Here is a 25,847-nt window from a genome sequence, read left to right as displayed (position 1 = left end):
GACGATCTTACTTAATGACGCCTTTGGCTCTCAGGGACGCTTCAACCCACGAACGGTCTAGCGTGCCTGCTGCGATACTCGCCAACATGGCTTTCTCTTTTTTCTCGATCAGTTCGACTTGCTTGGCGAGGTCTTTCGCAATCGCTGGATTGATCGCAAGAAGGCCATCAGGATCTCCCACGATAATATCGCCTGGATGCACCACCATCCCATCAATCGACACGACCACATTGATTTCTCCCGGCCCTTCTTTATACGGACCACGATGAGAGATGGATCGCGCAAACACCGGAAACTTACCTTTACCAAGCGCCTCAACATCACGGATCGGCCCATCAATCACGATCCCAGCCAACCCCCGCTTCTGAGCAACGGCGGCCATGATCTCGCCAATGATGGCATTGCGTAATTCGCCCCCAGCGTCCACCACAATGACATCCCCCGGTGCTGCCAGATTTAAGGCCGCATGAACCATCAGGTTGTCACCAGGGGCGGTTTTCACTGTAAAGGCGCGGCCAAGCAGGCGGCCGCCTTTGTGAAAGGGTCGCAAATGCGTTGTGCCATTGGTTCTGCTCATCACATCGCTGATGTTGGCGACCGCGAAATCGGCAAATTTTTTAACTAACGCGGGCGAGGCAGTGTGCTGATGGGGATGGATCTGAAAACCTAATTGAGGCACGATTGCTCCTTGTGAGTCATGGAAAGAATACGCTTGATGGCCTCATTAGCAGCAACAAGACCCATAGTTGCAGTAACAGTAACGCTAGATCCGTAACCTGCGCAAGACAAGCCTTGCAACGCAGCTGTCTCGTCGTCTGCAGTGTTATCGAGCCACGCTGTCGGCAAAATGGTGGGCTGATCAACCCACAAAACGTTCACCCCCATCTTTGCAACCCGCTTCAAAGCCTTGCCCCCAGCCACGCCTCCTTTGGCGAACTGGTGATCTTTACGCAACACCTGTCGCAAGCGAGCGAGTAGCGCATCGTGAGTGGCGAGCGACAAATCACCACTGCGCAGCGCTAACGGATCTGTTTTACCCCCTGCCCCGCCGCAAACAATAAGTGCCTGCTTGCGCTCGCGGGCTTGCAACACCATGGCTACTTTCGCGGCAATCTGATCCGCACAATCAACGACCACACTCAGCGTCGGGGCAAGCACCTGTGACACATTATCAGCACTGACAAAATCGTCAATCAGCGTCAGCCGACAATCTGAATTGATTTGTTCGATTCGGGCAGCCATTGCCAAGATCTTGGATTGCCCGAGTGTTTGACTTAACGCCTGCACTTGCCGATTAATGTTGGATTCAGACACGTGATCAAGATCAATTAAGGTCAACGCACCGACGCCACTTCGAGCTAATGCTTCTGCAGCCCACGAACCCACGCCACCAATGCCCACAATCGCCACACTCGCCTGACGCAATGCAGCAGCGACACCATCACCGTATAGACGGGTCAGACCGCCAAACCTGCGCTTGGCATCCGTATCGGGCAAGAAATCTGTCATGGGCGTTCTATCCGAGAGGGCTGATTAAGAGGACTAATGCTGCATTTTTGCACGATCACACTAAAAAATTCCCGTAGAGGCTCGACACAAAGACGACTCAGGTCGACAATAGTGAAACAAATAATTAGCATGACTGACATTAATTCTTCACACACCAAAATATTGCACGTGTCCCCTGGGGCAGTTCCGCTGTGCGTTCTCGTGACGCTGGTGCATATGGCAATCTCTGGTGGCCGAGTGGCTGTCACACTGACTGCGTTGCAATTGGGTCGCTCAACCTTAGAAGTGGGTTTGCTGATTTCGGTGTTTGGCGTCTTGCCGATGTTGCTCTCCGTCAGCGCAGGGCGACTGATCGACGCGATCGGGCCTTACAAGCCCATGCAAACGTGTTCGATTCTTGTCGGCAGTGGTGTGTTGATCCCTGTGATCTGGCAAGACCTGACCGCCCTGATTATTTCGGCCATCTGCATTGGGATCGGTCAAATGACCTTTCTCATTGCCGTCCAGGGTCAAGTGGGCCGCGGCAGTGCAGAGCAGCGTTTGCGTAATTTTTCGTTGCTTTCTTTGATGATTTCGATTTCCGGCTTCTTTGGCCCGCTAATCGCCGGGATCGCCATCGATTACTTGGGGCATCGCTGGGTATTTCTGTTACTCGGCATCGGCCCCAGTATTGCAGCCTCTTGGGTGTTCAGGATGCGCGTGCGATTAATTCAAGCCCATATCAAGTTGCCCGCCAACAGGGCGAAGAAATCTGGTCAGATACTGGACTTGCTTCAAATGAAAACTTTGCAAAAAGTATTTATTGCGAATGTCTTACTTTCAAGCGCCTGGGACACCCACATGTTTGTGGTGCCGATCTACGGCGTCACCATCGGTTTATCAGCCACGACCATCGGCGTGGTGATTGCGTCGTTTGCGACTGCCACGGTTGGCGTGCGTCTTTGCCTGCCGCTGATTCAAAAATACCTTGCCCCTTGGCGCCTTATTCACTTGGCCATGGCTGGCGCGGGTCTGAATTTTCTGTTTTATCCGTTTTGCTCGACGCTTTGGGTCTTGATGACCATGTCATTCTTACTAGGGATAGCGCTCGGTTCAACCCAACCGGGGATCCTTGCGTTGATGCAGCAGCACGCGCCGCCCGATCGAGTGAGCGAGGCGTTCGGGCTCAGGATGGCACTCATCAATACCTCACAAGTGTCGTTGCCGCTTCTCTTTGGTGCGCTTGGCACCGTCATCGGCGTGATGCCCTTGTTCTGGATCACGGCGGCCGGTCTAGGGGCGGCGCGCTGGGCCACTAAAGACTGTGGCAAAGAAATTGCTAGTGCTGACACCATCTGAGACCAGGATTCATGACTGTGACCACCGACCCATTGATTGACGACAAGATGCCGCCTGCCGCCGATACGTTTCGGCGACTGACGGACGACGAGCGGGCGGCATCTCTTGCCGCCACGCTGTCAACCAGAACGTCGGGTGAAGACGTCTGGGTCTTTGGCTATGGGTCGCTCATCTGGAACCCAGGCTTTGCGTTTGTTGAGAAAAGGTTAACCAGCTTGCGTGGCTATCACCGATCCCTGTGTCTCTGGTCACGCATCAACCGCGGGACACCGGAATGCCCGGGGCTGGTCTTTGGCCTCGATCGCGGAGGATCTTGCCGGGGTATGGCATTTCGGATTTCACATCAACAGATCCCGAAAATCTTCGAGGCACTGTGGCTTCGTGAAATGGGCACCGGTGCCTATCACCCTCGATGGCTCAACGCAGATACCGAACAAGGCCCCATCACCGCCCTTGCGTTCGTCATCAACCGCCAAGGGGCTGCTTATGTGTCTGGCTTGTCTCATGAAGAGCAAGTACGAATCGTGATGGGCGCGCATGGTACCTATGGATCCTGCGTTGACTATGTCATGCAAACCGCAGAAGCCCTTCATGCCGAAGGGGTTTGCGATGAGCGTCTGAGCGCGCTGGCCGCAGAAATTCGCCTGAAACATCAAAAATACGCCTAATAAACGACCCTCTGCCTCACGGTACACTAGGAGTTATCCTAGTGCCTTACACCGAATTCGTTCATCGATTCAACATGGGTCAGACAAATGTCACTCGCAGATATTCGACAAAGTTACGACAAAGGTCACCTTCTTGAGGCCCAAGCCAAATCCTCACCCTTTGAGCAGTTTGATGTGTGGATGAAAGAGGCAATTAGCCACCAGCTACCAGAGCCAACTGCCATGACCTTGGCGACAGCAGACAGCCGTGGCTGGCCATCTGCCCGGATTGTCCTGTTAAAAGGGGCTGACAAAAATGGTTTTGTTTTCTATACCAACTACCAATCGCGTAAAGGTCTAGAGATCGCCGCTCAGCCACGGGCCAGTCTTTTGTTTTTCTGGCAAGCCCTTGAGAGAGAAGTTCGCATCGAAGGTTTTATTGAAAAAACCAGTGAACAAGAATCTGAAGACTATTATCAAAGCCGTCCGCTGGGTTCGCGTATTGGCGCCATCACGTCAGCACAAAGTCAGCCCACCACGATTGAAGCATTAACTGCCAGAGCCGAGGCGATCAAGGCACAATATGGTGATCGCCCTCCCCGCCCGAAACACTGGGGTGGGTATCGACTGAAACCCGATTATTTCGAATTTTGGCAAGGACGACCTTCCCGCCTGCATGATCGCCTCACCTACACCCCCGACGACCATGGCAACTGGGCCATGGGGCGTCTTGCCCCGTAAAGATGATGACTGCTAACAATCCCACGTTCGACTCTGATTTTTTTCGCGCTGCGCTTGGGCGTTTTGCCACCGGGGTCACAGTCATCACGACCGCGATCAATGACGCCACCAGTATCACAGATCCGCCAGCACCAGCGGTTGGTTTAACCGTCAGCTCTTTTAATGCCGTATCACTGGATCCCCCGCTGATTGTCTGGAGCCTATCGCGCTCGTCATCCTCTTTGGCAACCATGACCAAGAGCGAACGCTATGTCGTTCAGGTGATGGCGGCTCACCAGATGCCGATTGCCAATCGCTTTGCTCGTGGGACGGCGCCAGAGAGATTTGCGGGTGTTTCGTTGACCAAGGCGCCTGGTGGTACCCCGATGCTGTCAGACGAACCTGCAGCCTGGTTCGAATGTTTCAATCGTAGCCAGTATGACGAAGGCGATCATATTATTTTTGTGGGGCAAGTTGAGCATTGCTCGCACAGCACTGCGATGCCGTTGATCTACCATTCAGGTGGTTTCGATTTGACCCCGACGCCGCTGGCCGGTTCGAAGCCACAATCTTGATCAGTACGGATTTGTCATGAGTGTAGATATCGATTGCATTGTCATTGGCGCTGGGGTGGTTGGGCTGGCGGTTGCCCGCGAGCTTGCAGGTTCAGGACGAGAGGTCATGCTGATTGAATCAGCCGACAGCATTGGGACAGGCACCAGCTCTCGTAACTCTGAAGTTATTCACGCTGGCATTTACTACCCCGCCAACAGCCTCAAAGCTAAGCTGTGTGTCAGAGGTAAAACATTGCTCTACGCGTATTGTGCGGAAAAGAAAATCCCGCACAAGCGCTTAGGCAAACTCATTGTTGCCACGAGTGAAGAAGAAATCCCTCTGCTCGCAGGTATCCAGAGCAAGGCACGGGTCAATGGGGTAGACGACCTTGAACAACTAACGGCCGCGCAAGCACAGACGCTCGAGCCGGCGCTGAGATGTCATGCGGCACTACTTTCACCCTCGACAGGAATTATCGATAGTCATGCCTTAATGCTCGCCTATCAGGGTGATGCCGAAAATGCGGGCGCCCAGTGCGTCTTCAACACGCCGTTACTGGGCGGTAGCGTCAGGCCAGAGGGTGGTTTCACGTTGCACTTTGGCGGCCAAGAGCCTATGGATCTGACCTGTAACGTGTTGATTAATTCTGCGGGCCTGCATGCGCCTGCCCTCGCGCGAACGATTAAGGGTATCCCGGCTGATCGTATCCCCACTGAATACTTATGCAAAGGCAATTACTTTTCTTTGCAGGGCCGTGCGCCCTTTTCGAGACTGATTTACCCGACGCCAGGCCATGCTGGGCTTGGGGTTCACTTATCCTTAGACATGGGCGGACAGGTTAAATTCGGGCCCGACGTCGAATGGGTCGACAAAGAGGATTATTCGGTCGACCCTGCCCGGTGCAACGACTTTTATGCCGCAGTCAGAGCTTACTGGCCCGATATGAAAGACGATACGCTCACGCCAACCTACTGTGGCATCCGACCTAAAATTGCGGGTCCCAACGATCCCGCGGCCGACTTCATGATCGCTGGCCCTGCACAACATGGGATTGCCGGCCTCGTCAACCTATTTGGTATTGAATCTCCCGGTCTGACATCCAGTCTGGCCATCGCAGAAGAGACTATGACATGTATCGCAACGACTTCATCCTGACCTTATCTTGTCCCGATCGAACGGGCATCGTCTACAACGTCAGCGGCTTGCTGCTTAAACATCAGGGCAACATTATCGATGCTCAACAATTCGGCGACGCTGAGACGAACAAGTTTTTTTTGCGGGTACATTTTGAACTGCCACAAGGCTCGTCGGTTGAGTTAGTCAAAACCGATTTTCTCATCCTCGGCCCTCAATACGATATGAACTGGCAAATTCATGATGCCAAGCAAAAATCTCGTCTGCTCATCCTCGTGAGTAAGCAAGGCCATTGCCTCAATGATTTGCTGTTTCGAGTGCATTCAGAGCAACTCAACGTTGAGATTGCGGGCATCGTCTCAAACCACCGCGACTTTGAGCAAATGGCGCAGTCTTACCAGATCCCTTTTCATTACCTACCTGTCACCCCAGCCACCAAAGCCGACCAAGAAGCAAAAATTCTCGCGATTGCCAAGCGCGAGCAGATCGATCTTGTGGTGTTGGCTCGCTACATGCAGATTCTGTCACCCGAACTTTGCGCCGCGCTTGAAGGTAAAGCAATTAACATCCACCACAGCTTTCTGCCAAGTTTTAAAGGTGCTCGACCCTATTATCAAGCGCATGCTAGAGGCGTCAAAATCATTGGGGCTACCGCTCACTACGTGACGCACGACCTCGATGAGGGGCCCATCATTGAACAAGATGTTCAGCGAGTTGATCACGCGATGAGTGCACAAGATCTGACCCAAGTTGGCAGCGACATTGAATCACGTGTGTTGTCTCGCGCCGTGCTCAGCCATGTCGAACATCGGATTCTGTTGAACAACCATAAAACCGTTGTGTTCAGATGAACACCGAGCATCCCGTCCCGGACTCTCGCGGCATCAACCTTTTCGAAGCGGATGCCGCGCGCGGTGTTATCGCTTGCTATTTGCCAGATGAACTCCATGCGCATCTGATCCCGCACCTGACACATTTAGGGGCGCTCGCAGGATCAATACTGGATGATCTCGCAGGTGTGGCAGATAAAAACCCGCCCACCCTATCGGTTCGTACCCGCACAGGGATCGATACCTCGCACGTCAACAAGCACCCCGCCTATGTTGAGCTTGAGCGATTTGCTTACAGCGAGTTCGGTTTAGCAGCGATGTCGCACCGAGGTGGGGTGCTTGGCTGGCCCGCCCCCATGCCGCCCGCTGCGAAATATGCGCTGACGTATTTATTTGTTCAAGCTGAGTTTGGGCTTTGCTGTCCAGTCAGCATGACGGATTCACTCGCCAGAACGTTGCGCAAATTTGGCGACCCGCAACTCGTTGAGCAAGTCTTGCCCCTGGTGACGACGCAGGATTTTGATACCTTGCAACAAGGTGCCATGTTCATGACCGAACAGGCCGCAGGTTCTGACGTGAGCGCCACTGAAACGGTGGCCACCCTCGCCGAAGACGGCTCATGGCGATTACAGGGCGACAAATGGTTTTGTTCGAATGCTGATGCCGGGTTTGCCATGGTGCTGGCGCGTTCAGAATCAGCGCCAGGCTTAAAAGGCGTGTCGCTGTTTCTTTTGCCGCGTGACTTGCCCGACGGTAGCCATAATCACTACCGGATTTTGCGTTTGAAAGACAAAATGGGCACGCGGTCGATGGCGAGCGGCGAAATACGTCTCGACGGGGCAGCGGCTTGGTTGGTGGGCGAACCAGGCCAGGGCTTCAAGCAAATGGCCGACATGATCAACAATTCTCGCCTATCGAACGGTGTCCGTGCGGCAGGTCTGATGCGCAGATCGCTCACCGAGGCGCTATACATCGCCAAAAAGCGGCAAGCCTTTGGCACTCGGTTGATCGACATGCCATTGATGCAACGACAACTCACAAAAATAGCGGTCACGACTGAGCAAGCCCGCACGATGGTCTATCAGACTGCGCAAGCCCTCGCGGCGTCTGATGCCGACCCGGCCCAGCGCCCTCTCATGCGAATCATGACGCCTTTAATCAAGTTTCGCGCTTGTCGTGACGCACGCAAAGTTGCGGGCGATGCGATGGAAGTGCGTGGCGGCTGTGGCTATATCGAAGAATGGGCGGATCCTCGCCTTTTGCGCGATGCCCACTTAGGATCCATTTGGGAAGGGACCAGCAACATTGTCGCACTCGACGTCATCAGAGCGATTCAAAAAGAAGGTTCGTTACCCGCACTTCAGGCTCACGTCCAGACATTGCTTGAAGAGGGATTGCCTGTCTCTGATGATTTGAAAGCTTTGCAGGATGAGCGCATTGCAGCGGCCTTCGCGTTCGCTCAAACGTGCGCCGACGGTCAGGCAACAGAGCACGCCCGTCAAGCGGCATCCGCCTTATATCACGTGGTTACGATGGCTGGCATGCGTTGGGAAGCCCAACAGGCTCAAATGCCCATGCGAGCCCGACTCGCCGATCTTGTCCTTAAACAAAAACTTTGCGCACGCGACCCTGTTAACGACAACACACGAGCCGATCCCGGACTCGTTGAATGGCTTGGAGGGCCAATATGATGTGGCAAACAAATCAAACAAAAGGGGCACTGGCTGGGTGTCGGGTTGTCGACCTCAGTCGGGTGCTTGGCGGCCCGTTCTGCACCCAGATTCTTGGCGATCATGGCGCGGACGTGATCAAACTCGAACCTCCGCAGGGCGATGAGACTCGGCATTGGGGGCCACCGTTTGAGGCAGGCATTGCGTCTTATTTCATTGGCGTCAATCGCAATAAAACGGGTTTGACGATTGATCTATCACAGCAAGAGGGACAAGATTTTGTTCGATCGCTGCTGGCAGATGCCGACATCATGATTGAGAACTTTAAACCTGGCACGCTTGAGAAATGGGGGATGGGCTATGACGTCCTGAAAGAGGAGTTCCCCGGTTTGATCCACTGCCGCATCAGTGGATTTGGTGGCGATGGCCCACTCGGTGGGCTGCCTGGCTATGACGCGTGCGCCCAGGCCATGTGCGGCCTCATGAGCGTGAACGGGGAGAAAAACGGTGACCCGACACGAATCGGTTTACCAGTCGTCGATATGGTCACCGGCATGAACGCCGCACTGGCCATTTTGATGGCCATGAACGAGCGCCACCGAAGCGGCCTCGGACAGTTTCTAGACATCACTTTATTTGATTCTGCCATCTCCCTCTTGCATCCCCATGCGGCCAACTTCTTTGGTAATGGCAATATCCCGGGCCGCAGTGGCAATGCGCACCCCAACATCTCACCTTATGAAACCGTGAATACCCGCGCGGGACAATTGTTTCTTGCGGTGGGCAATGACAAGCAATTTCAAAAGTTGCTTGACGTCATTCAGGCGGAAGAATTCGCCGACGATCCGCGCTTTACGACCAACCAAGATCGCCTTGAAAACCGACCCGCCTTGCACGCAATTCTCGAAGAGAAGCTGAGCGGTCATGAAGCCGCGACGATTGCACAAACCCTGCTAAAAGCCGGGGTGCCAGCAGCACCGGTCATGAATGTCAAAGAAATACTTGAACATCCCCACACCCGTCATCGCAACATGGTCGTCACCGAAGGACATTACCGAGGCCTCGGCTCGCCGATCAAGTTATCCCGTACCCCAGCGAGCCTACGCAAGCTTCCCCCGGGGTTTAAGTAAACACAGGGGTCGCATCAGGATATGATTAAGGCTTCGCTCAATACCTATAAAAACGTCATGACAAAACAAGCTCCCTCGGCGTTAGCGCCACGCACTGGTGGCGAAATACTGGTTGGCCAGCTCGTCGCCCATGGCGTCAAGCACGTATTCTGCGTGCCTGGCGAGAGCTATCTTGCCGTGCTTGATGCCTTGGTTGATGTCAACATCGACATCACCGTTTGCCGTCAGGAGGGCGGTGCTGCCATGATGGCCGATGCGCATGGCAAATTGACGGGCGAACCTGGCATCTGCATGGTGACCCGTGGGCCGGGCGCCTCGAACGCACTTGCTGGTATCCACATCGCCAAGCAAGACTCAACGCCCATGATTGTTTTTGTCGGCCAGATCGAACGCGGTATGCGCGAGCGTGAGGCTTTTCAAGAAATGGACTATCGCGCGATTTTCGGTCAAGCCGCAAAATGGGCCACCGAAATCGACGACGCCGATCGAATCCCAGAAATTATTTCAAGAGCCTTTCATGTCGCCACCTCTGGTCGGCCGGGGCCCGTTGTGATTGCCTTACCCGAAGATATGCTGGTTGAAACCGCCATTGTGGCTGATGCACCCAGATATCAGCCGATTGAATCAACCCCATCAAACGCTCAGATGGTCGAGCTTGCCGAGCGTTTGACTAACGCAAAAGCGCCCGTTGCCATTCTTGGCGGCACTCGTTGGTCGGCCGACGCTGTTCGTGATTTCGTCGCCTTTGCAGAAACCTTTGAACTGCCCGTTGCGGTTTCGTTCAGACGGCAAATGCTCTTCCCAGCCGACCATCGCCTGTTCATTGGTGACGTGGGGATTGGTATCAATCCTGCGCTCTTAAAGCGAGTGGCCGACGCTGACCTCGTTTTGCTTGTGGGCGGACGGATGTCAGAAATGCCCAGCCAGTCCTACACCCTCTTCGATATACCCGTACCAAAGCAAACGTTGGTGCACATTCATCCTGACAGCGGTGAACTGGGTCGTGTCTATCGGGCAACCCTTGCGATCAACGCCTCTCCCACCGCGTTTGCCACCGCGGTGTCTGGCTTGCCAGCGCCGGCAGCAAAAGCGTGGTCTCGCGACAACCAAGCCATGCGTCAAAGCTATCTCGCCTGGAGCGATCCTGCCCCGATACAAACGCCCGGCACGCTGCAAATGGGCGGTGTGATGCAGTACCTAGAAGCCCGTTTGCCACCTGATGCCATCATGACCAACGGCGCGGGTAACTTTGCCACTTGGTTACACCGTTTTCATCGCTTCACACAATTTGGCACGCAACTCGCCCCCACCTCTGGATCCATGGGCTATGGCCTACCCGCGGCGGTTGGGGCAAAACGATGCTGGCCCGACAAAATGGTGGTCTGTTTTGCTGGGGATGGCTGCTTCATGATGCACGGTCAAGAGTTTGCCACTGCAGTGCAATATCAGTTACCCATCATTGTGCTGATCATCGACAACGGGATGTATGGCACGATCCGTATGCACCAAGAGAAACATTACCCGGGTCGGATATCAGCAACGCATTTGCTGAACCCTGACTTCCGAGCCTATGCGTTTGCTTTTGGAGGCCATGGAGAGCGGGTAGAACACACTGACGAGTTTGGCCCTGCTTTTGAGCGTGCTCTGGCTAGCGGAAAACCCGCCATCATTCATTGCTTGATTGACCCCGAGACCATCACACCGACGACCACGATTGCTAAATTGCGCGCCGCCGCTCAGAAGTCGTCGTAAGCGGATACGCGAGCAAGCGTTAGACCAGTACCGTTTTTTATTAACAAGTTTCAAAGACTTTACTCTGGAGCATCACATGGCCGCTGAAGCGACTTTCAATTGGGAAGACCCCTTATTGCTGGAAAGCCAGTTAACCGACGAAGAGCGTATGGTGCGTGACGCTGCTCGTGCTTATTGTCAAGATAAGCTGGCACCACGTGTCAAAGAGGGTTTTCGCAATGAAATTACCCACGTTGAAATCTTTCCCGAGATGGGTGAGCTTGGCTTGCTGGGTGCCACGATTCCCACCGAGTACGGTGGGTCGGGTCTGAATTATGTTTGCTACGGTTTGATCGCACGCGAAGTTGAGCGTGTCGATTCAGGGTATCGCTCGATGATGAGTGTTCAATCTTCGCTCGTGATGGTGCCTATTAATGAGTTCGGCAGCGAGGCGCAGAAACAAAAATACCTGCCTAAGCTGGCGACTGGCGAGTGGATCGGTTGTTTTGGCTTGACTGAGCCCAACCACGGCTCAGATCCTGCTGGGATGGAGACCCGGGCGGTCAAAACGGCAGATGGGTACTCCCTGACCGGTAATAAGATCTGGATTTCAAATTCACCCATCGCTGACGTGTTTGTCGTTTGGGGCAAATGCGTTGGTGGAGATTACGACGGTCGCATCCGTGGTTTCATTCTTGAAAAAGGAATGAAAGGCTTAAGCGCCCCCACCATCAAAGGCAAGGTAGGCTTACGTGCTTCGATCACGGGCGAAATCGTCATGGACAACGTTGAAATCAGCGATGACCAAATGTTGCCAGGTGTCAGCGGTCTGAAAGGCCCTTTCACTTGTTTGAACTCGGCGCGCTTCGGTATTGCCTGGGGTGCCTTAGGTGCGGCTGAAGCTTGTTGGCATACTGCACGCCAGTACACCCTCGATCGCAAGCAGTTTGGTCGTCCTTTGGCAGCCAATCAGCTGATCCAGAAAAAGCTAGCTGATATGCAAACTGAAATCACGCTGGCACTGCAAGGTTGCTTGCGCCTGGGTCGCATGAAAGACGAAGGGACAGCCGCGGTCGAGATCACCTCGATCATGAAGCGTAACTCTTGCGGCAAATCACTCGATATCGCCCGGATGGCGCGTGACATGCTGGGTGGTAACGGTATATCAGATGAATACGGTGTCGCGCGTCACTTGGTCAACCTCGAAGTGGTCAACACGTATGAAGGCACGCACGACATTCACGCCCTGATTCTGGGTCGCGCGCAAACGGGGATACAAGCTTTCTTCTAACCTGCTTTGCGAAAGGTAAGATTGAGGCGAGCACTGCCACATAGGGGGTGTTCGCCTTTTTTGACTGGCTTTATCCCATGAAAGCGCAGTCGATCTGGCCCGCCCCAGACCATCACGTCACCGTGTTCAAGCAAGATGTTGCTGTATGGGTCGCTACGCTCAGCGCCTCCGAACATGAAGACAGCCGGCAATCCCAAGGATACTGATACAACAGGCCATTGATAATCTTTTTCATCACGGTCTTGATGCAATGACATCTTGCACCCAATGTCATACCGATTAATCAGACAGGCATCGGGTTCAAAGTTTGGATACCCCGCCTCTTGTGCGGCCTTCACGGCCAGTTGCCCAAGTGACTCAGGCATGGCCAACCAAGGCGATCTCGTCAATGGATCCTGCGGCTCGTAGCGATATCCTTTACGGTCAGAGACCCAGCCCAAGTCACCGCAATTGGTGGTAGACACAGACATCGTGTAGCCGCCGGCTGTCACCATTTGTCTAAACGGTGAATGCTTGATGACTCGCTGGATATCCTCATAGAGAAGGTCTGTGACTGACCACGCAAAGGCATGAAGTAACACGCTACCGGGCCCCAACTTTTCTGACCAGACAGGTTTTTCAGTCACGTCAGAAAACAGGTTGCTCACGCTTGGCTGTCCTCGGGGTTTTCCCCGCTGTCTTTCTGTGCGGCAGCTCGACTCAAGCGGTCTCTGACCGCCAGCCACGCGGTGGTGTCAGGCACTGCTTCAAACACGATTCTTGCGTAGCCTTGTTTATCAAGTTCACGTAACAGCATGTAAAGATCGTGAGCATAAATAATTGGATCTGAAGACGCGGTAATCCAATCGACCTGAGGATGCGTTGTCACCTCAGTCGGCGGCGTTGAATGAGACACCAGCGCCAGTCGTTGGTTAGCCCTCAGCGCAACAGGCCGCTGAGCCAAGACTCGCAAATCTTCAATCACGGCCAGCAACAGCGGCGTGTTGGGTGCGTAATGCGACTTTAGTGCGCCTGACACTCGCGGCGCCTGCGCATCCGGCGCCAGCACCGTTTGACCCAAAACTTCTTCAATCTGGCTAGCGCTGATGAAGCCCGGTCTCAATAACACGGGCCCAACCCCAGCATCGACCCGGGACAAATCGATAATCGTCGATTCAATCCCTACTTGACTTGCCCCCCCCTCTAACACCATCATCCCATTCAACAGTTGCTCGGGGAACTCTTCTCGCACGTGCGATGCCTGCGTGGGGGACACATGTCCAAACTGATTGGCGGATGGGGCTGCGATACCACCCTGCCCCGATGGTTTGGCCTGCGCAAACCGCCGTAAAAGTTCAAGCGCAATCGGATGCGATGGGCAGCGCAAACCAATACTGTCTTGTCCACCACTGACTGTCGATGGGATGTGTGCCGCCCGCTTTAATATCAGCGTCAGCGGGCCTGGCCAGAACGCATCAATCAACCGTTGTGCCTGCCAAGGGATCGCCGCAACCCAATACGATAAGTCAACATCGGGCGCCACATGCACGATCACCGGGTGATTCGAGGGGCGGCCTTTCGCGAGATAGATTTTTTCGACGGCCTCGGGGTTCTCAGCATCTGCCCCAAGGCCATACACGGTCTCAGTGGGAAATGCGACTAAGTTTCCCGCCAAGAGCAGGTCAACCGCCGCGGCAATGGCGACGCCACCGCTTGGCAAATGGATGACGTTCGAGGGGTCGCTTGACGGGCTCATCAGGCCACGGATGCTCGGACAGGCAACTTCAGTAACGCAACGATGTGATTGGCTGTCTCGACCGCTTCACCGAGTGTGGCCGCGGTGCAGTTGATGTGACCCATTTTACGACCACGGCGTGCCTCGGTTTTACCGTACAAGTGCAGCGACGTTCTCGGCAACGCCAGCACAGATGCCCAGTCAGGTTCGATTTGCAAATCGCCATCCCCAGGATACCAAGTGTCGCCCAGAATATTTAACATGACGGCAGGTGAAAAGAGCGCTGTGCTACCCAGCGGCAACCCGGCCATGACACGAACCTGCTGCTCAAACTGGCTGGTTGCGCAAGCGTTCATCGTGTAGTGGCCACTATTATGCGGACGTGGCGCAATTTCATTGACTAATAGCTGACCGTCTCGCAACACGAAAAACTCGACACACATGACCCCCACATAATCCAAGCCTTTTGCAATCGTTCGAGCGGCTTGCGTTGCGGGTTCAGCAAATTCGGATACAAAATTGTCGACAACGGTGACCGCCAGAATACCTTGCTCGTGCACGTTGCGTGCCACCGGGAAAACAGCACATTCGCCATCTGACCCCCGTGCCATAATGACAGACAACTCTTCTTTCAGATCGAGCATGGCCTCCAAGACGCAAGGGACTTCGCCAAAGTCCCTGAACGCCGCCAAGGCGTCATCTCTGGATTGAACACGAGCCTGACCTTTGCCGTCATATCCTAGTCTGGCTACTTTCAGTATCCCCGGAAACAGCTTGGCCGAAGCACCGGCAAGATCTGCAGCCACTCGAACGGCCAAGTGGGGCGCTACCGGCACACCTAAGCCAGCAATAAACGCTTTTTCAGCAATACGATCCTGCACGACTTCAACCGCCCGGGCGCCAGGTGTGACACGCAATTGAGAGGCGAGATATGCCAAGCTGCGAGCCGGCACATTTTCAAACTCGGTCGTGACGGCACGTGCGTGCTCAGCCAATTTGATTAACCCCATCTGGTCGTCATATTGGGCTTTAAGGTGCTTATCTGCAACGTCAGCCGCAGGGCCTTCGTTGGCAGGATCAAGAACAACAACGCGGTAACCCATTGCCTGTGCAGCGTGGCAAAACATCCGACCCAACTGACCACCACCGAGAAGCCCCAGCCATTCACCCGGTGCGATCACGTTGGTACCTTCATCGCTCGTGCAGTCTCGGTTTGTGCAGATCGAAACGCAATCAACTTTTCTCTCAGCTCTGCATGGGTGGTCGCTAAGGTCGCAATCACATGCAACGCAGCGTTCGCCGCCCCCGCCTCACCAATCGCAAAGGTCGCCACTGGCACACCCTTGGGCATTTGCACGATCGATAACAACGAGTCTTCTCCGCGCAAATATTTGGATGGCACCGGCACCCCAAATACGGGGACTTCAGTCAAAGCTGCCATCATCCCGGGTAGGTGTGCAGCCCCCCCCGCCCCAGCAATGATCGCCCGCATACCGCGAGACGAGGCGGTTGACCCATATTCGACCATGTCATGCGGCATCCGGTGGGCAGAGACCACACGGGCCTCATAGGCCACGCCGAAGTGATCCAATATCGCTGTCGCTTGTTGCATGACATCCCAATCGCTTGACGACCCCATGATGACACCGACGAGAGGGGCTGCGTTGCCTGCGCTTTTCGATGCAGCCGTATTCAAATCAATTGCCTTCGTCATTCAATGACCTCTTGTGGATAAACAGTTGCGGCAGGTTCAGTGAGTCAACCGATCCAACGCCTCGCGGTACTTCGCCGCGGTCTTTTGAATGACATCAGCAGGCAGTCGAGGGGCTGGTGGGGTCTTATCCCAAACTTGGGTCTCGAGCCAGTCGCGAACAAACTGCTTGTCGAATGACGGTGGGCTCATCCCCTCTTGATATCCTTCAGCGGGCCAGAATCTTGATGAATCTGGCGTCAGCACCTCGTCCATCAGATGCAAGGTGCCGTGATCATCCAACCCAAACTCAAACTTGGTATCGGCAATCATGATGCCCTTGGTTGCTGCATAGCTGGCTGCCTCGCTGTAAAGCCGCAAGGTCACGTCACGAATGCGCTCAGCCATCTCTTGGCCAATCGTCTTGATCACATAATCAAAGTCTACGTTTTCATCGTGCAAACCGAACTCGGCTTTAGCCGCTGGCGTGAAAATCGCTTGAGGCAATTTACCAGCCTGGTTCAGGCCCTGCGGTAAAGTGATGCCGCAAACAGAACCTGTTGCTTGATAATCCTTCCAGCCCGAGCCAATGAGGTAACCCCTGGCAACCGCTTCAACAAGAATGGGTTTGAGACGTTTAACCACCACCGCACGACCGACAACTTGATCGCGTTCGCTGGCCGTCACGACCTCTTCAGGATGGATGCCGGTCGAGTGATTGGGCAGGACATGTGACAGCTTGTCGAGCCAGAAGTCTGTCAGCTCTTTTAGCACCTGACCTTTGCCAGGAATAGGGTCATCCAGAATCACGTCAAAGGCCGAGATACGGTCAGTGGCGACAATCAGCAGCTTGTCATCGCCAACCGCGTACATATCGCGCACTTTGCCACGCGCGAGCAGGGGCAGGGATTGAATCGAAGACTGCAAAATCGGTTGTGTCACAGAAAAACCCATCAAAAGAAAAGCGGACAAAACGTCCGCGACAACTTACTGAACTACCTGTGCCAGCTTGCCAGTGGCATACTGGGTTGCCACATCGGCCAGAGGAACCACTTTAATCTTGCTTGCGTTGCCAGCGGTACCGAACTGCTGATAACGCTGAACGCAGATTGCTTTCGCCGCTTCACGAGCCGGTTTGAGATATTCGCGTGGATCGAACTTGCCTGGGTTTTCAGCGAAGAAACGGCGGATAGCGCCCGTCATGGCCAAACGGATATCGGTATCGATATTGATCTTGCGCACACCAAACTTAATGGCTTCTTGAATTTCTTCGACAGGCACACCGTAGGTCTCTTTCATATCACCACCAAACTGGCGAATCTCAGCCAACAACTCTTGCGGCACACTTGAACTGCCGTGCATGACGAGGTGGGTATTGGGCAAGCGCTTGTTGATCTCTTTGATCCGTGAAATTGACAAAATGTCGCCAGTGGGTTTGCGTGTAAATTTGTAGGCGCCATGGCTGGTCCCGATGGCAATGGCCAGCGCATCTAATTGAGTCTGACGCACGAAGTCGGCCGCCTGCTCTGGATCGGTAAGCAGCTGATCCATCGTCAACTTACCATCCGCACCATGACCATCTTCTTTGTCGCCTTCCATGGTCTCGAGAGAGCCCAGGCAGCCGAGTTCACCCTCTACCGTTACCCCTAACTTATGCGCCATATCAACGACTTGTTTGGTCACGGCAACGTTGTAGTCATAATCAGCGATGGATTTGCCATCTTCTTTCAACGAGCCATCCATCATCACGCTAGAAAACCCCAGATCGATAGCGCCTTGGCAAATTTTGGGGGATTGGCCGTGATCCTGGTGCATCACCACCGGAATATGAGGATAAGATTCGACTGCGGCTTGGATGAGATACTTCAAGAAGCCTTCGCCAGCGTATTTTCGTGCACCGGCAGAAGCTTGCATGATGACGGGGCTATCCGTTTGAGCGGCCGCTTCCATGATGGCCTGCACCTGCTCAAGGTTGTTCACGTTGAAAGCCGGGATACCATAGCCATGCTCAGCAGCATGGTCTAACAATTGGCGCATGGAAACGAGAGCCATGGAGAAATCCTTTAAATTTTGGACAAAATGTCGATAAGTGAAAATCTAACCCCGCATTTTACAGTCGATAACGCCTTGTTTGCGAATTGGCGATCAGAGAACGGCTGGGGAGCCCCTAAGCGCTATTTTGAGGCTGACGACACGATGACTGCCGACACGGCTTATCGCTATGCCAGCGAAGGCATTGGACTGCTGTGGCGGGGTGACTTTCAGAATGGACGACAGTTATTGCAGGCACTGATTCGCCGAATAGACAAACGCCCCCCAAAAATAGGCGATTTGACCTACCCGGAGCGATTTCATCGCATTCGGTTGAGCCGAGCGCAGCGGGCAAGAACCTTAGGCATGCTGTTATTGCCGTTTGAGGCCGACCATTGGCTGACGCATCGCCGAGCGCCTGAGGTCGCCGAGGCGTGCCAGGCGGCCTATGGGGATAGCCCTCACCCATACATCGTCCCCTTCACCGAATTACTGGGTGTCATCAGCGCGAATGAATGGCGGAAAAAGGGTCTCGAGATCCCGGCCTTAGGGGGTAAAATTCACGCGCATTACGGGGTTTTTGCACCCACTCGCCACGAATATCTTGATTTGCTGATGCATGCGCCTTTGCCACCGGGGCGACTTGCTCTCGATATCGGCACTGGCACAGGGGTTATCGCCATTGCACTTGCTAAGCGTGGCTTCAAAAAAATTATCGCGACCGACAATAATCCACGAGCCATTGCTTGCGCGCTCAGCAACGTCGAACATTTTGACCTGAAGCATCAGGTTGATGTGCGACAGCTTGATTTGTTTCCGACGCAAAAAGCAGATTTAATTGTTTGCAATCCGCCCTGGATCCCCGGTAAGCCTAGCTCGGTGCTGGAGACTGCAGTCTACGACCCCGATCAGCAAATGCTCAGAGGATTTATACAGCAGGTCGGTCAACACTTAACACCAAGCGGTGAAGCCTGGCTCGTCTTATCTGATTTGGCTGAACATTTGGGCTTGCGGCACCGCGAAGATCTGTTGAGTTTGTTTTTCGACTCGGGGCTTGAAGTCATTGATCGTTTAGAAACTAAGCCCACCCATCGCAAAATCAAGGACGCTGACGACCCGTTGGCTGCGTTGAGGTCAAAAGAAATGACCTCTTTGTGGCGCCTCAAGCTAGCGCACACTGCTTAGGCTTGAAGCGGTCGTCGTGCAGTTTTGGGTCTGAAAGATTTAACGACGGATTCATGGGTGTCGAGATAAGGTCCGCCAATCAACTCTACACAATAGGGGACGGCGGCAAAAATACCTGAGACCAAGGTGCTGCCATCCTCGTTCTTAAGCCCTTCAAGCGTTTCACTAATGGCCTTAGGCTGGCCTGGCAAGTTAATGATGAGTGCCGCGTGATCATCGATTTCACGTAAGACAGCCACCTGCCGCGACAAGATCGCCGTCGGCACAAACTGCAAGCTGATTTGGCGCATTTGTTCGCCAAACCCCGGCATTTCGCGCGTCGCCACCGCTTGGGTTGCTTCAGGGGTGACATCACGGCGCGAGGGGCCCGTCCCGCCAGTGGTCAACACAAGGTGACATTTTTCAATGTCCACTAGCTGTTTGAGTGCGGCTGAAATCGTGTCCTTGTCATCGTGAATCAATCTAGTGACAGCTACCACGGGATTGAGCAGCGCCTTGGTCAACCAAGCCTGCAAGGCTGGGATGCCCTCGTCCTCATACACACCAGCTGCCGCACGATCTGACACTGAAACAAGACCGACACGCAGGATTTCTTCAGATATTTTGACTGGGGCAAGACTCATTTCACTACCTCATCAACTTGAATGATACGGCACCATAAAAACATTGAATGGATTGGGCCTAATCAAACAAAGGCCTAAAAAAACTTCTTTCATAACTAACAATGCAACGCGTCTGTTCTGCATAGTTAAAGGCGGCTAGACAGTCGGGATCTTGTAAAGACTTGAGCCGATAGCTCTCGTACTCTGCCAGGCTGGGAAATGTAAACATCGCTAACGCGATATTGTTTGCGCCTTCCGAAGGCAGAAAATATCCGTGATGCACGCCCCCGAACTTGTTCACTAACGCAATCCAAGTCTTACCGTAGTACTCGAATTCTTTCAGCTGATATGGGTCGATCACGTAACGCAGGTAACAAGTAATCATGGCAATCCCTCGTGAAAATTTGTCAGACTGAAATGGTGACTTTAGCTTAGCTCAATCCATTGGTATGATGGCTAAAGCAGTGGCTAACAACCAGTCGCCCCGCATTCTGCGCCCAATGCTGCCATCCATAGTATCTGAAAGTATTTTTTACAATGAACATCCAAAACATTCCCTTCGGGACCACAGACTGGTCTTGCATTGCGTCGACGTCCCACCCTGGTACGACTGGCATGGCTCTGTGGCGCACTCAACAATTCGGCGACATCCGCGTTCGTATGGTGGACTATAGCCCTGGCTATCTGGCTGACCACTGGTGTGAAAAAGGCCATATCCTATTGTGCCTTGAAGGGTGCCTAGAGACGCAACTCAAAGACGGGAGAACGGTGGTGCTCACCCCCGGGATGAGCTATCAGGTGGCTGACGGCGCAGAGCCGCACCAATCCTCAACGAAGATTGGTGCAAAACTCTTCATTGTCGATTAAGCCCGTTTTTGCAAGATATCGACAGCGGGCAACACTTTGCCCTCAAGGTATTCAAGAAAGGCGCCACCACCTGTCGAGATGTAACCTACTTTATCGCCAATATTGAACTTGGCGATCGCGGCCAAGGTATCGCCTCCGCCGGCGATCGAGAAGCCAGCCGACTCGGCAATCGCTTTGGATATCGCTTCAGTGCCGTGCGCAAAGGCATCAAACTCAAACACGCCCAGCGGACCATTCCACAAGATCGTACCGGCGTTTTTCAGGATATCGGCCAATTGTGCCGCGGTGTTGGGACCAATATCGAAAATCAGGTCGTCGGTGGCGACATCGTTTGCATCTTTTGTCGTGGCCGCAGCGGTAGCTGAAAACGTTTTCGCACAGACGACATCGACGGGGATGGGCACGGCTGCACCGCGGCCTTTCATTTTGTCGATAACAGCTCGTGCTTGAGCAATTTGATCCGGCTCTGCCAACGACTTACCAATTGCCATGCCTTCAGCCAACATGAATGTGTTGGCAATGCCGCCACCGACGACTAACTGGTCAACTTTATCCGCAAGTGATTGAAGAATCGACAACTTGGTCGACACCTTAGAACCACCGACGATAGCAACCAGTGGCCGCTTTGGCGAATGCAGGGCTTTGCCTAGTGCATCTAACTCAGCCTCTAAGAGTGGGCCAGCACAGGCGATGGGCGCAAATTCGGCGATGCCGTATGTCGTCGCCTCAGCACGATGCGAAGTACCAAAAGCATCGTTCACATACACATCACAAAGGGCTGCCATTTTCTGTGACAACGCAGTGTCATTTTTTTTCTCGCCAACGTTGACTCGACAGTTCTCAAGCAGAACAACTTCACCTGGCGCAACGGTCACACCGTCTACCCACTGTTGAACTAGCTTGACAGGTTGACCGAGTAACTCGGTCAGTCTTACCGCAATCGGTGCCAACGAGTCGGCCGCTGTCAGCATCCCTTCGGTCGGACGACCTAAATGAGAGGTCACCATCACGGCAGCGCCCGCGTCTAACGCCATCTTAATGGCAGGTACCGAGGCACGAATGCGGGTGTCTTCAGAAATGTTACCCGCTTCGTCAAACGGAACATTGAGATCGGATCGAATAAAAACACGCTTGCCCGTCAACTGCCCAGATTTCGCGAGCGCCGAGAGAGTTTTAATTTTTGTCGTCATTGCTTGATAAACCAAAATAGACCATCAAAAAATAAAGGGGCCCAATGGGCCCCTTCGCACAAAACCGCCTTTACTTTGCCGTCATCAAAGCGACAGTGGTGTCAAGCATACGGTTACTGAAACCCCACTCATTGTCGTACCAAGAAGAAACTTTGACCAAAGTACCAGAGACTTTCGTCAGCGTTGAATCGAAGTTGCTTGAGGCTGGATTATGGTTAAAGTCAATTGAGACAAGGGGCTCGGTGTTGTAGGTCAAAATGCCCTTCAGTGCGCCTTCTGAAGCCGCCTTCATGATGTCATTGACTTCATCAACCGTGGTTTCACGCTTTGCGATAAACGATAAATCAACCAACGAGACGTTGATGGTGGGGACGCGGATGGCGAACCCATCAAGCTTTCCGTTGAGTTCTGGCAACACCAGACCCACGGCAGCAGCAGCACCGGTTTTGGTAGGAATCATGCTCATGGTGGCTGAGCGCGCACGACGCAGATCTTCGTGATAAACGTCGGTCAACACTTGGTCATTGGTATAGGCGTGGACGGTCGTCATCAAGCCTGTCACCACACCGATCTTATCGTTTAAGGGTTGAACCAAAGGGGCCAAACAGTTGGTCGTGCACGATGCATTTGAAATGACCGTATCAGTCGATTTCAGAACACCTTGATTGACGCCGAAGACAACGGTTGCATCGACATCCTTGCCGCCTGGCGCAGAGATGATGACTTTCTTTGCACCACCTTTGAGGTGAGCAGAAGCTTTTTCTTTTGTCGTAAAAAACCCAGTGCACTCTAGCACCACATCGACCTTGAGTTCGCCCCAGGGCAACTCGGCTGGGTTGCGATTCGCCAGTACACGGATTTTGTCACCGTTGACCACCATATAGTCGCCTTCGACACCGACAGTGCCGGGAAACTTACCGTGGGCTGTATCGTATTGCGTCAGATGTGCATTAGTCTTGGGATCGCCCAGATCATTAATCGCAACGATTTCGATATCGTGCTTTTTGCCACCTTCATAGTGGGCGCGCAGAATGTTGCGCCCGATGCGGCCATAGCCGTTAATTGCGACACGAATAGTCATGTGAACATCTCCCTAGGTATGAAAATTTTCAAAAGCGTTTTGAATTCAGATGATCTGTTTGACGACGCTTGCGACATGGTCTGCCGTCAAACCGAAATGCTTAAAAAGAACACCTGCCGGCGCCGATTCACCGTAAGTATCGATACCGACCACCGCGCCATCCAAACCAACATACTTGTGCCAGAATGCGGTCACCCCAGCCTCTACGGCCACACGGGGCAAGCCCTTAGGCAAAACCGACTCGCGCCAGGACGCTTCTTGTTTATCAAACACATCCGTACTAGGCATTGAGACCACTCGAACCGCAATGCCTTCAGCTGCCAACAATTGCTGGGCTTCAATAGCGATTGCAATCTCAGATCCAGTGGCAATGATCGCGGCTTTGGCGTCAACAACGTCCTTAAGCACATAACCACCTTTGGCAACAGCAGCCAAAGTTTCTGCCGAACGTTCGACAAAAGGAAGGTTCTGCCGAGACAGCAATAGGGCAGTCGGGCCACCCGCATGCACATCCATGCCGATGCTGGTGGGTTTTTCAACGGCAGCAAGCCATGCAGCGGCGGTTTCAACGGTGTCGCACGGGCGCCACACAGAAAGATTCGGGATCAATCGCAGACTGCTTGCGTGCTCAATCGATTGATGCGTGGGGCCATCCTCACCCAACCCAATCGAGTCATGAGTAAAGACATGGACAACGCGTTGCTTCATCAGCGCCGCCATACGCAAAGCGTTTCGTGAATAATCAGAGAACGTGAGAAAGGTGCCACCAAAGGGCAGATAGCCCCCGTGCAGCGCGATGCCATTCATGATGGCCGCCATCCCAAATTCACGAACGCCATAGTTGATATGCCGACCAAAGGTCAATCCTTTGGCACTACCCCGAACGGCGACGACGCCCTTCCAATCCGTAAAATTTGAACCAGTCAGGTCAGCTGACCCCCCCAACATTTCTGGCAAAACAGCAACCAATTCGGTGATTGCCGCCTGTGACGCTTTGCGTGTCGCGATGGTTTCAGCTTTTGCGTTAACGGCAGCCATCAGCGACTGTGCCACCTGAGCGAAATCAGCAGGCAGTTTGCCTTGCATCCGACGGGTGAATTCAGCTGCCTCTGAGGGGAAATCTTTCGCATACGCGTCAAAACTTGTTTGCCACTCGGATTGTGCCTTGGCACCCGCAGCACTCGCATCCCAACCGGCATAGACCTCTGCAGGGATTTCAAAGGGTGCAAAAGGCCAACCCAGCGCCTGACGGGTCGCCGTGATTTCAGCAGCCCCGAGCGGTGACCCATGCACCTTATCTGTCCCAGCGACGTTAGGGGCACCTTGACCAATCACCGTACGGCACATAATGAGCGTGGGGCGACCCAATTGCGCGCCCTGCTCATGCGCTTGAGTAATCGCGCGATCGACCGCATCGACATCGTGACCGTTAGCCACGCGGATGACATTCCAGCCATAAGCGTCAAAACGCTTGCCCGTATCATCTGCGAACCAATTCTCGACCTTGCCGTCAATCGAGATCCCATTGTCGTCGTACAGCACGACCAGCTTGGATAAACCCAGTGTCCCTGCCAGTGAACAGACCTCATGCGAGATGCCTTCCATGAGGCAGCCGTCACCGACAAAGGTATACGTGTGGTGGTTAACGACTTCGTGTCCAGGACGATTGAATTCAGCGGCTAACAGGGCCTCTGCCAACGCCATGCCGACCGCATTCGCCAAGCCTTGCCCAAGTGGCCCGGTCGTCGTCTCAACCCCGGGCGTGATACCCACCTCAGGATGCCCTGGCGTCTTCGAGTGCAACTGCCTGAATTGCCGTAATTCATCCATGGACAAGTCGTAACCCGTCAAATGCAGCAACGCATAAATCAGCATCGACCCATGACCGTTGGAAAGCACAAAGCGGTCACGATTCGCCCATGCTGGATCAGCGGGGTTATGCTGAAGATGTCGGGTGAACAGCGCTTGCGCCATTTCTGCCATACCCATTGGCGCCCCGGGGTGCCCTGAATTGGCTTGCTGCACGGCATCCATCGCGAGTGCACGGATGGCATCGGCCAGTTTGACGGGGGTAGCTGTGGAGAGGCTCATAAAATGTAGATCCCGCCCGGACACGATCCGGATCGAAAATGGGTTACAAAACCATGCATTCTAACACCCGTAAAACCCCTAGTATGGACAACGCACCGCATGACTGATCCACGCTTTTTTTGCCCTATTTCTCTCCCAACGGGCGAAACAATTGAGCTTCCGGATGAGATTTCGCACCATATCAGAGTGTTACGGCTGCCGGCTGACGCCGAAATCACATTATTCAATGGTCATGGCGGCCAAGTCTCTGCCCGCTTGACCTTTGATGGAAAAACCGCGTTAGCGAAGCTTCTGCGTCATGATCCCAGAGAGGCCGAATTAGCCGGCGACCTGACCCTGTGGCAAGGGCTTGCGGCCGGCGACAAAATGGACTGGGTGGTAGAAAAATGCGTCGAGTTGGGGGTGACTCGCCTCATTCCGATTGCGGCACAGCGCAGTGTGCTGCAACTGAGCGGTGCTAGGCTTGAGAAACGCGTCTTGCATTGGCGCAAAATTGCTCAGGCCGCCTCTGAGCAAACTGGACGCAACAGGCTGATGCAGGTTGATGCACCCTTGACGTTGCCACAAGCTTTATCTCAAGAGAAAAAGCAGGCACAGAGGCTGTTTTGCGACCCGCAGGCAAACTTGAGTTTGCGTGACCACTTAATGAAGCACCCGTCTGCCACCGCTATTGACCTGCTGGTCGGCCCCGAGGGTGGCTGGGCAGAGACTGAAACCAAGGCGGCCCTCGCACATGGCGCAACCGCCGTTCAGTATGGTTCGCGCATTTTGCGTACAGAGACAGCTGGCATCGCCCTCGCGGCGGCCATCACCGCCATCAAAGACTGGTAGCTGAGACTCG

The 25,847-nt window shown here is 53.9% G+C and carries 26 protein-coding genes; 13 read left to right on the top strand and 13 right to left on the bottom strand.

Annotated elements, in window-relative coordinates; translation table 11 throughout:
- Positions 1-7 precede the first annotated feature (7 nt).
- A complete protein-coding gene (locus tag AC1W8Y_RS07635) occupies positions 8-679 on the bottom strand; it encodes an RraA family protein (RefSeq protein ID WP_482013879.1) in 672 nt (223 codons plus the stop codon).
- On the bottom strand, positions 667-1,509 hold the full coding sequence (locus tag AC1W8Y_RS07630; protein WP_482013878.1) for a tRNA threonylcarbamoyladenosine dehydratase: 843 nt from the start codon (positions 1,507-1,509) through the stop codon (positions 667-669). The genes AC1W8Y_RS07635 and AC1W8Y_RS07630 overlap by 13 nt, the downstream gene beginning before the upstream one ends.
- 129 nt (positions 1,510-1,638) lie before the next feature.
- Between AC1W8Y_RS07630 and AC1W8Y_RS07625 the strand changes: the two genes are divergently transcribed.
- From AC1W8Y_RS07625 to AC1W8Y_RS07580, 10 genes are all read left to right on the top strand, one after another.
- Entirely contained in the window at positions 1,639-2,847 is a 1,209-nt protein-coding gene (locus tag AC1W8Y_RS07625) for an MFS transporter (RefSeq protein ID WP_482013877.1), read from the top strand.
- Positions 2,848-2,858: 11 nt separating this feature from the next.
- Positions 2,859-3,515 carry a gamma-glutamylcyclotransferase gene (locus AC1W8Y_RS07620; RefSeq protein WP_482013876.1) on the top strand — a complete coding sequence of 219 codons (657 nt, stop codon included), beginning with the start codon at positions 2,859-2,861 and terminating at the stop codon, positions 3,513-3,515.
- Between the two features lie 87 nt (positions 3,516-3,602).
- Positions 3,603-4,235: a pyridoxamine 5'-phosphate oxidase gene (gene pdxH / locus AC1W8Y_RS07615; protein WP_482013875.1), complete on the top strand. Its 633-nt coding sequence runs from the start codon at positions 3,603-3,605 to the stop codon at positions 4,233-4,235.
- A 2-nt stretch (positions 4,236-4,237) separates the two neighbouring features.
- Complete coding sequence (locus AC1W8Y_RS07610) at positions 4,238-4,789, top strand: flavin reductase family protein (RefSeq protein WP_482013874.1); 552 nt, start codon at positions 4,238-4,240, stop codon at positions 4,787-4,789.
- 16 nt (positions 4,790-4,805) lie between these two features.
- Positions 4,806-5,924 (top strand): NAD(P)/FAD-dependent oxidoreductase, encoded by a 1,119-nt coding sequence (locus AC1W8Y_RS07605; RefSeq protein ID WP_482013873.1) that lies wholly within the window; start codon positions 4,806-4,808, stop codon positions 5,922-5,924.
- Positions 5,900-6,754 (top strand): formyltetrahydrofolate deformylase, encoded by an 855-nt coding sequence (gene purU / locus AC1W8Y_RS07600; protein ID WP_482013872.1) that lies wholly within the window; start codon positions 5,900-5,902, stop codon positions 6,752-6,754. The genes AC1W8Y_RS07605 and purU overlap by 25 nt, the downstream gene beginning before the upstream one ends.
- Positions 6,751-8,424, top strand: a complete 1,674-nt coding sequence (locus tag AC1W8Y_RS07595; protein ID WP_482013871.1) for an acyl-CoA dehydrogenase family protein — start codon at positions 6,751-6,753, stop codon at positions 8,422-8,424. The genes purU and AC1W8Y_RS07595 overlap by 4 nt, the downstream gene beginning before the upstream one ends.
- Entirely contained in the window at positions 8,424-9,533 is a 1,110-nt protein-coding gene (locus AC1W8Y_RS07590) for a CaiB/BaiF CoA transferase family protein (protein ID WP_482013988.1), read from the top strand. Before AC1W8Y_RS07595 ends, AC1W8Y_RS07590 begins: the two co-directional genes overlap by 1 nt.
- Before the next feature lie 57 nt (positions 9,534-9,590).
- Complete coding sequence (locus AC1W8Y_RS07585) at positions 9,591-11,285, top strand: thiamine pyrophosphate-binding protein (protein ID WP_482013987.1); 1,695 nt, start codon at positions 9,591-9,593, stop codon at positions 11,283-11,285.
- A gap of 76 nt (positions 11,286-11,361) precedes the next feature.
- Positions 11,362-12,555, top strand: coding sequence for an acyl-CoA dehydrogenase (locus tag AC1W8Y_RS07580; protein WP_482013870.1), 1,194 nt, complete (start codon positions 11,362-11,364; stop codon positions 12,553-12,555).
- Here the strand turns inward: AC1W8Y_RS07580 and alkB are convergent.
- From alkB to fba, 6 genes are read right to left on the bottom strand one after another with little or no spacing between them, the layout of a single operon-like run.
- Positions 12,552-13,202 (bottom strand): DNA oxidative demethylase AlkB, encoded by a 651-nt coding sequence (alkB, locus tag AC1W8Y_RS07575; RefSeq protein ID WP_482013869.1) that lies wholly within the window; start codon positions 13,200-13,202, stop codon positions 12,552-12,554. The two genes, AC1W8Y_RS07580 and alkB, sit on opposite strands and share 4 nt — an antisense overlap.
- Positions 13,199-14,290: an L-threonylcarbamoyladenylate synthase gene (locus AC1W8Y_RS07570; RefSeq protein ID WP_482013868.1), complete on the bottom strand. Its 1,092-nt coding sequence runs from the start codon at positions 14,288-14,290 to the stop codon at positions 13,199-13,201. The genes alkB and AC1W8Y_RS07570 overlap by 4 nt, the downstream gene beginning before the upstream one ends.
- Positions 14,290-15,450, bottom strand: coding sequence for a 5-(carboxyamino)imidazole ribonucleotide synthase (locus AC1W8Y_RS07565; protein WP_482013867.1), 1,161 nt, complete (start codon positions 15,448-15,450; stop codon positions 14,290-14,292). Before AC1W8Y_RS07565 ends, AC1W8Y_RS07570 begins: the two co-directional genes overlap by 1 nt.
- The gene (purE, locus tag AC1W8Y_RS07560) at positions 15,447-15,983 is read right to left on the bottom strand and encodes a 5-(carboxyamino)imidazole ribonucleotide mutase (protein ID WP_482013866.1); all 537 of its coding nucleotides are present in this window, start codon (positions 15,981-15,983) and stop codon (positions 15,447-15,449) included. Before purE ends, AC1W8Y_RS07565 begins: the two co-directional genes overlap by 4 nt.
- Before the next feature lie 36 nt (positions 15,984-16,019).
- The gene (locus AC1W8Y_RS07555) at positions 16,020-16,901 is read right to left on the bottom strand and encodes a phosphoribosylaminoimidazolesuccinocarboxamide synthase (protein WP_482013865.1); all 882 of its coding nucleotides are present in this window, start codon (positions 16,899-16,901) and stop codon (positions 16,020-16,022) included.
- Between the two features lie 45 nt (positions 16,902-16,946).
- On the bottom strand, positions 16,947-18,011 hold the full coding sequence (gene fba, locus AC1W8Y_RS07550; RefSeq protein ID WP_482013864.1) for a class II fructose-bisphosphate aldolase: 1,065 nt from the start codon (positions 18,009-18,011) through the stop codon (positions 16,947-16,949).
- A 27-nt stretch (positions 18,012-18,038) separates the two neighbouring features.
- Here fba and AC1W8Y_RS07545 point away from each other — a divergent pair, with 27 nt between their 5' ends.
- Positions 18,039-19,175 carry a methyltransferase gene (locus AC1W8Y_RS07545; RefSeq protein ID WP_482013863.1) on the top strand — a complete coding sequence of 379 codons (1,137 nt, stop codon included), beginning with the start codon at positions 18,039-18,041 and terminating at the stop codon, positions 19,173-19,175.
- On the opposite strand, the gene mog is transcribed toward AC1W8Y_RS07545, so the two are convergent.
- Both mog and AC1W8Y_RS07535 read right to left on the bottom strand, forming a co-directional pair.
- A complete protein-coding gene (gene mog, locus AC1W8Y_RS07540; protein WP_482013862.1) occupies positions 19,172-19,798 on the bottom strand; it encodes a molybdopterin adenylyltransferase in 627 nt (208 codons plus the stop codon). The two genes, AC1W8Y_RS07545 and mog, sit on opposite strands and share 4 nt — an antisense overlap.
- A 58-nt stretch (positions 19,799-19,856) precedes the next feature.
- Entirely contained in the window at positions 19,857-20,162 is a 306-nt protein-coding gene (locus AC1W8Y_RS07535) for an NIPSNAP family protein (RefSeq protein ID WP_482013861.1), read from the bottom strand.
- Between the two features lie 152 nt (positions 20,163-20,314).
- Between AC1W8Y_RS07535 and AC1W8Y_RS07530 the strand changes: the two genes are divergently transcribed.
- On the top strand, positions 20,315-20,644 hold the full coding sequence (locus AC1W8Y_RS07530; RefSeq protein ID WP_482013860.1) for a DHCW motif cupin fold protein: 330 nt from the start codon (positions 20,315-20,317) through the stop codon (positions 20,642-20,644).
- Here the strand turns inward: AC1W8Y_RS07530 and AC1W8Y_RS07525 are convergent.
- From AC1W8Y_RS07525 to tkt, 3 genes are all read right to left on the bottom strand, one after another.
- Positions 20,641-21,834 (bottom strand): phosphoglycerate kinase, encoded by a 1,194-nt coding sequence (locus tag AC1W8Y_RS07525; RefSeq protein WP_482013859.1) that lies wholly within the window; start codon positions 21,832-21,834, stop codon positions 20,641-20,643. The two genes, AC1W8Y_RS07530 and AC1W8Y_RS07525, sit on opposite strands and share 4 nt — an antisense overlap.
- Before the next feature lie 70 nt (positions 21,835-21,904).
- A complete protein-coding gene (gene gap, locus AC1W8Y_RS07520) occupies positions 21,905-22,915 on the bottom strand; it encodes a type I glyceraldehyde-3-phosphate dehydrogenase (protein WP_482013858.1) in 1,011 nt (336 codons plus the stop codon).
- Positions 22,916-22,960: 45 nt separating this feature from the next.
- Positions 22,961-25,006 carry a transketolase gene (gene tkt / locus AC1W8Y_RS07515; protein WP_482013857.1) on the bottom strand — a complete coding sequence of 682 codons (2,046 nt, stop codon included), beginning with the start codon at positions 25,004-25,006 and terminating at the stop codon, positions 22,961-22,963.
- 99 nt (positions 25,007-25,105) lie between these two features.
- On the opposite strand from tkt, the gene AC1W8Y_RS07510 reads away from it, so the two are divergent.
- Positions 25,106-25,837: a 16S rRNA (uracil(1498)-N(3))-methyltransferase gene (locus AC1W8Y_RS07510; RefSeq protein ID WP_482013856.1), complete on the top strand. Its 732-nt coding sequence runs from the start codon at positions 25,106-25,108 to the stop codon at positions 25,835-25,837.
- Positions 25,838-25,847: the final 10 nt, after the last annotated feature.

Source organism: Jezberella sp. (assembly GCF_964834465.1).
The sequence above is the reverse complement of the archived record's forward strand: the minus strand, read 5'-3'. Positions and strand labels throughout refer to the sequence as shown.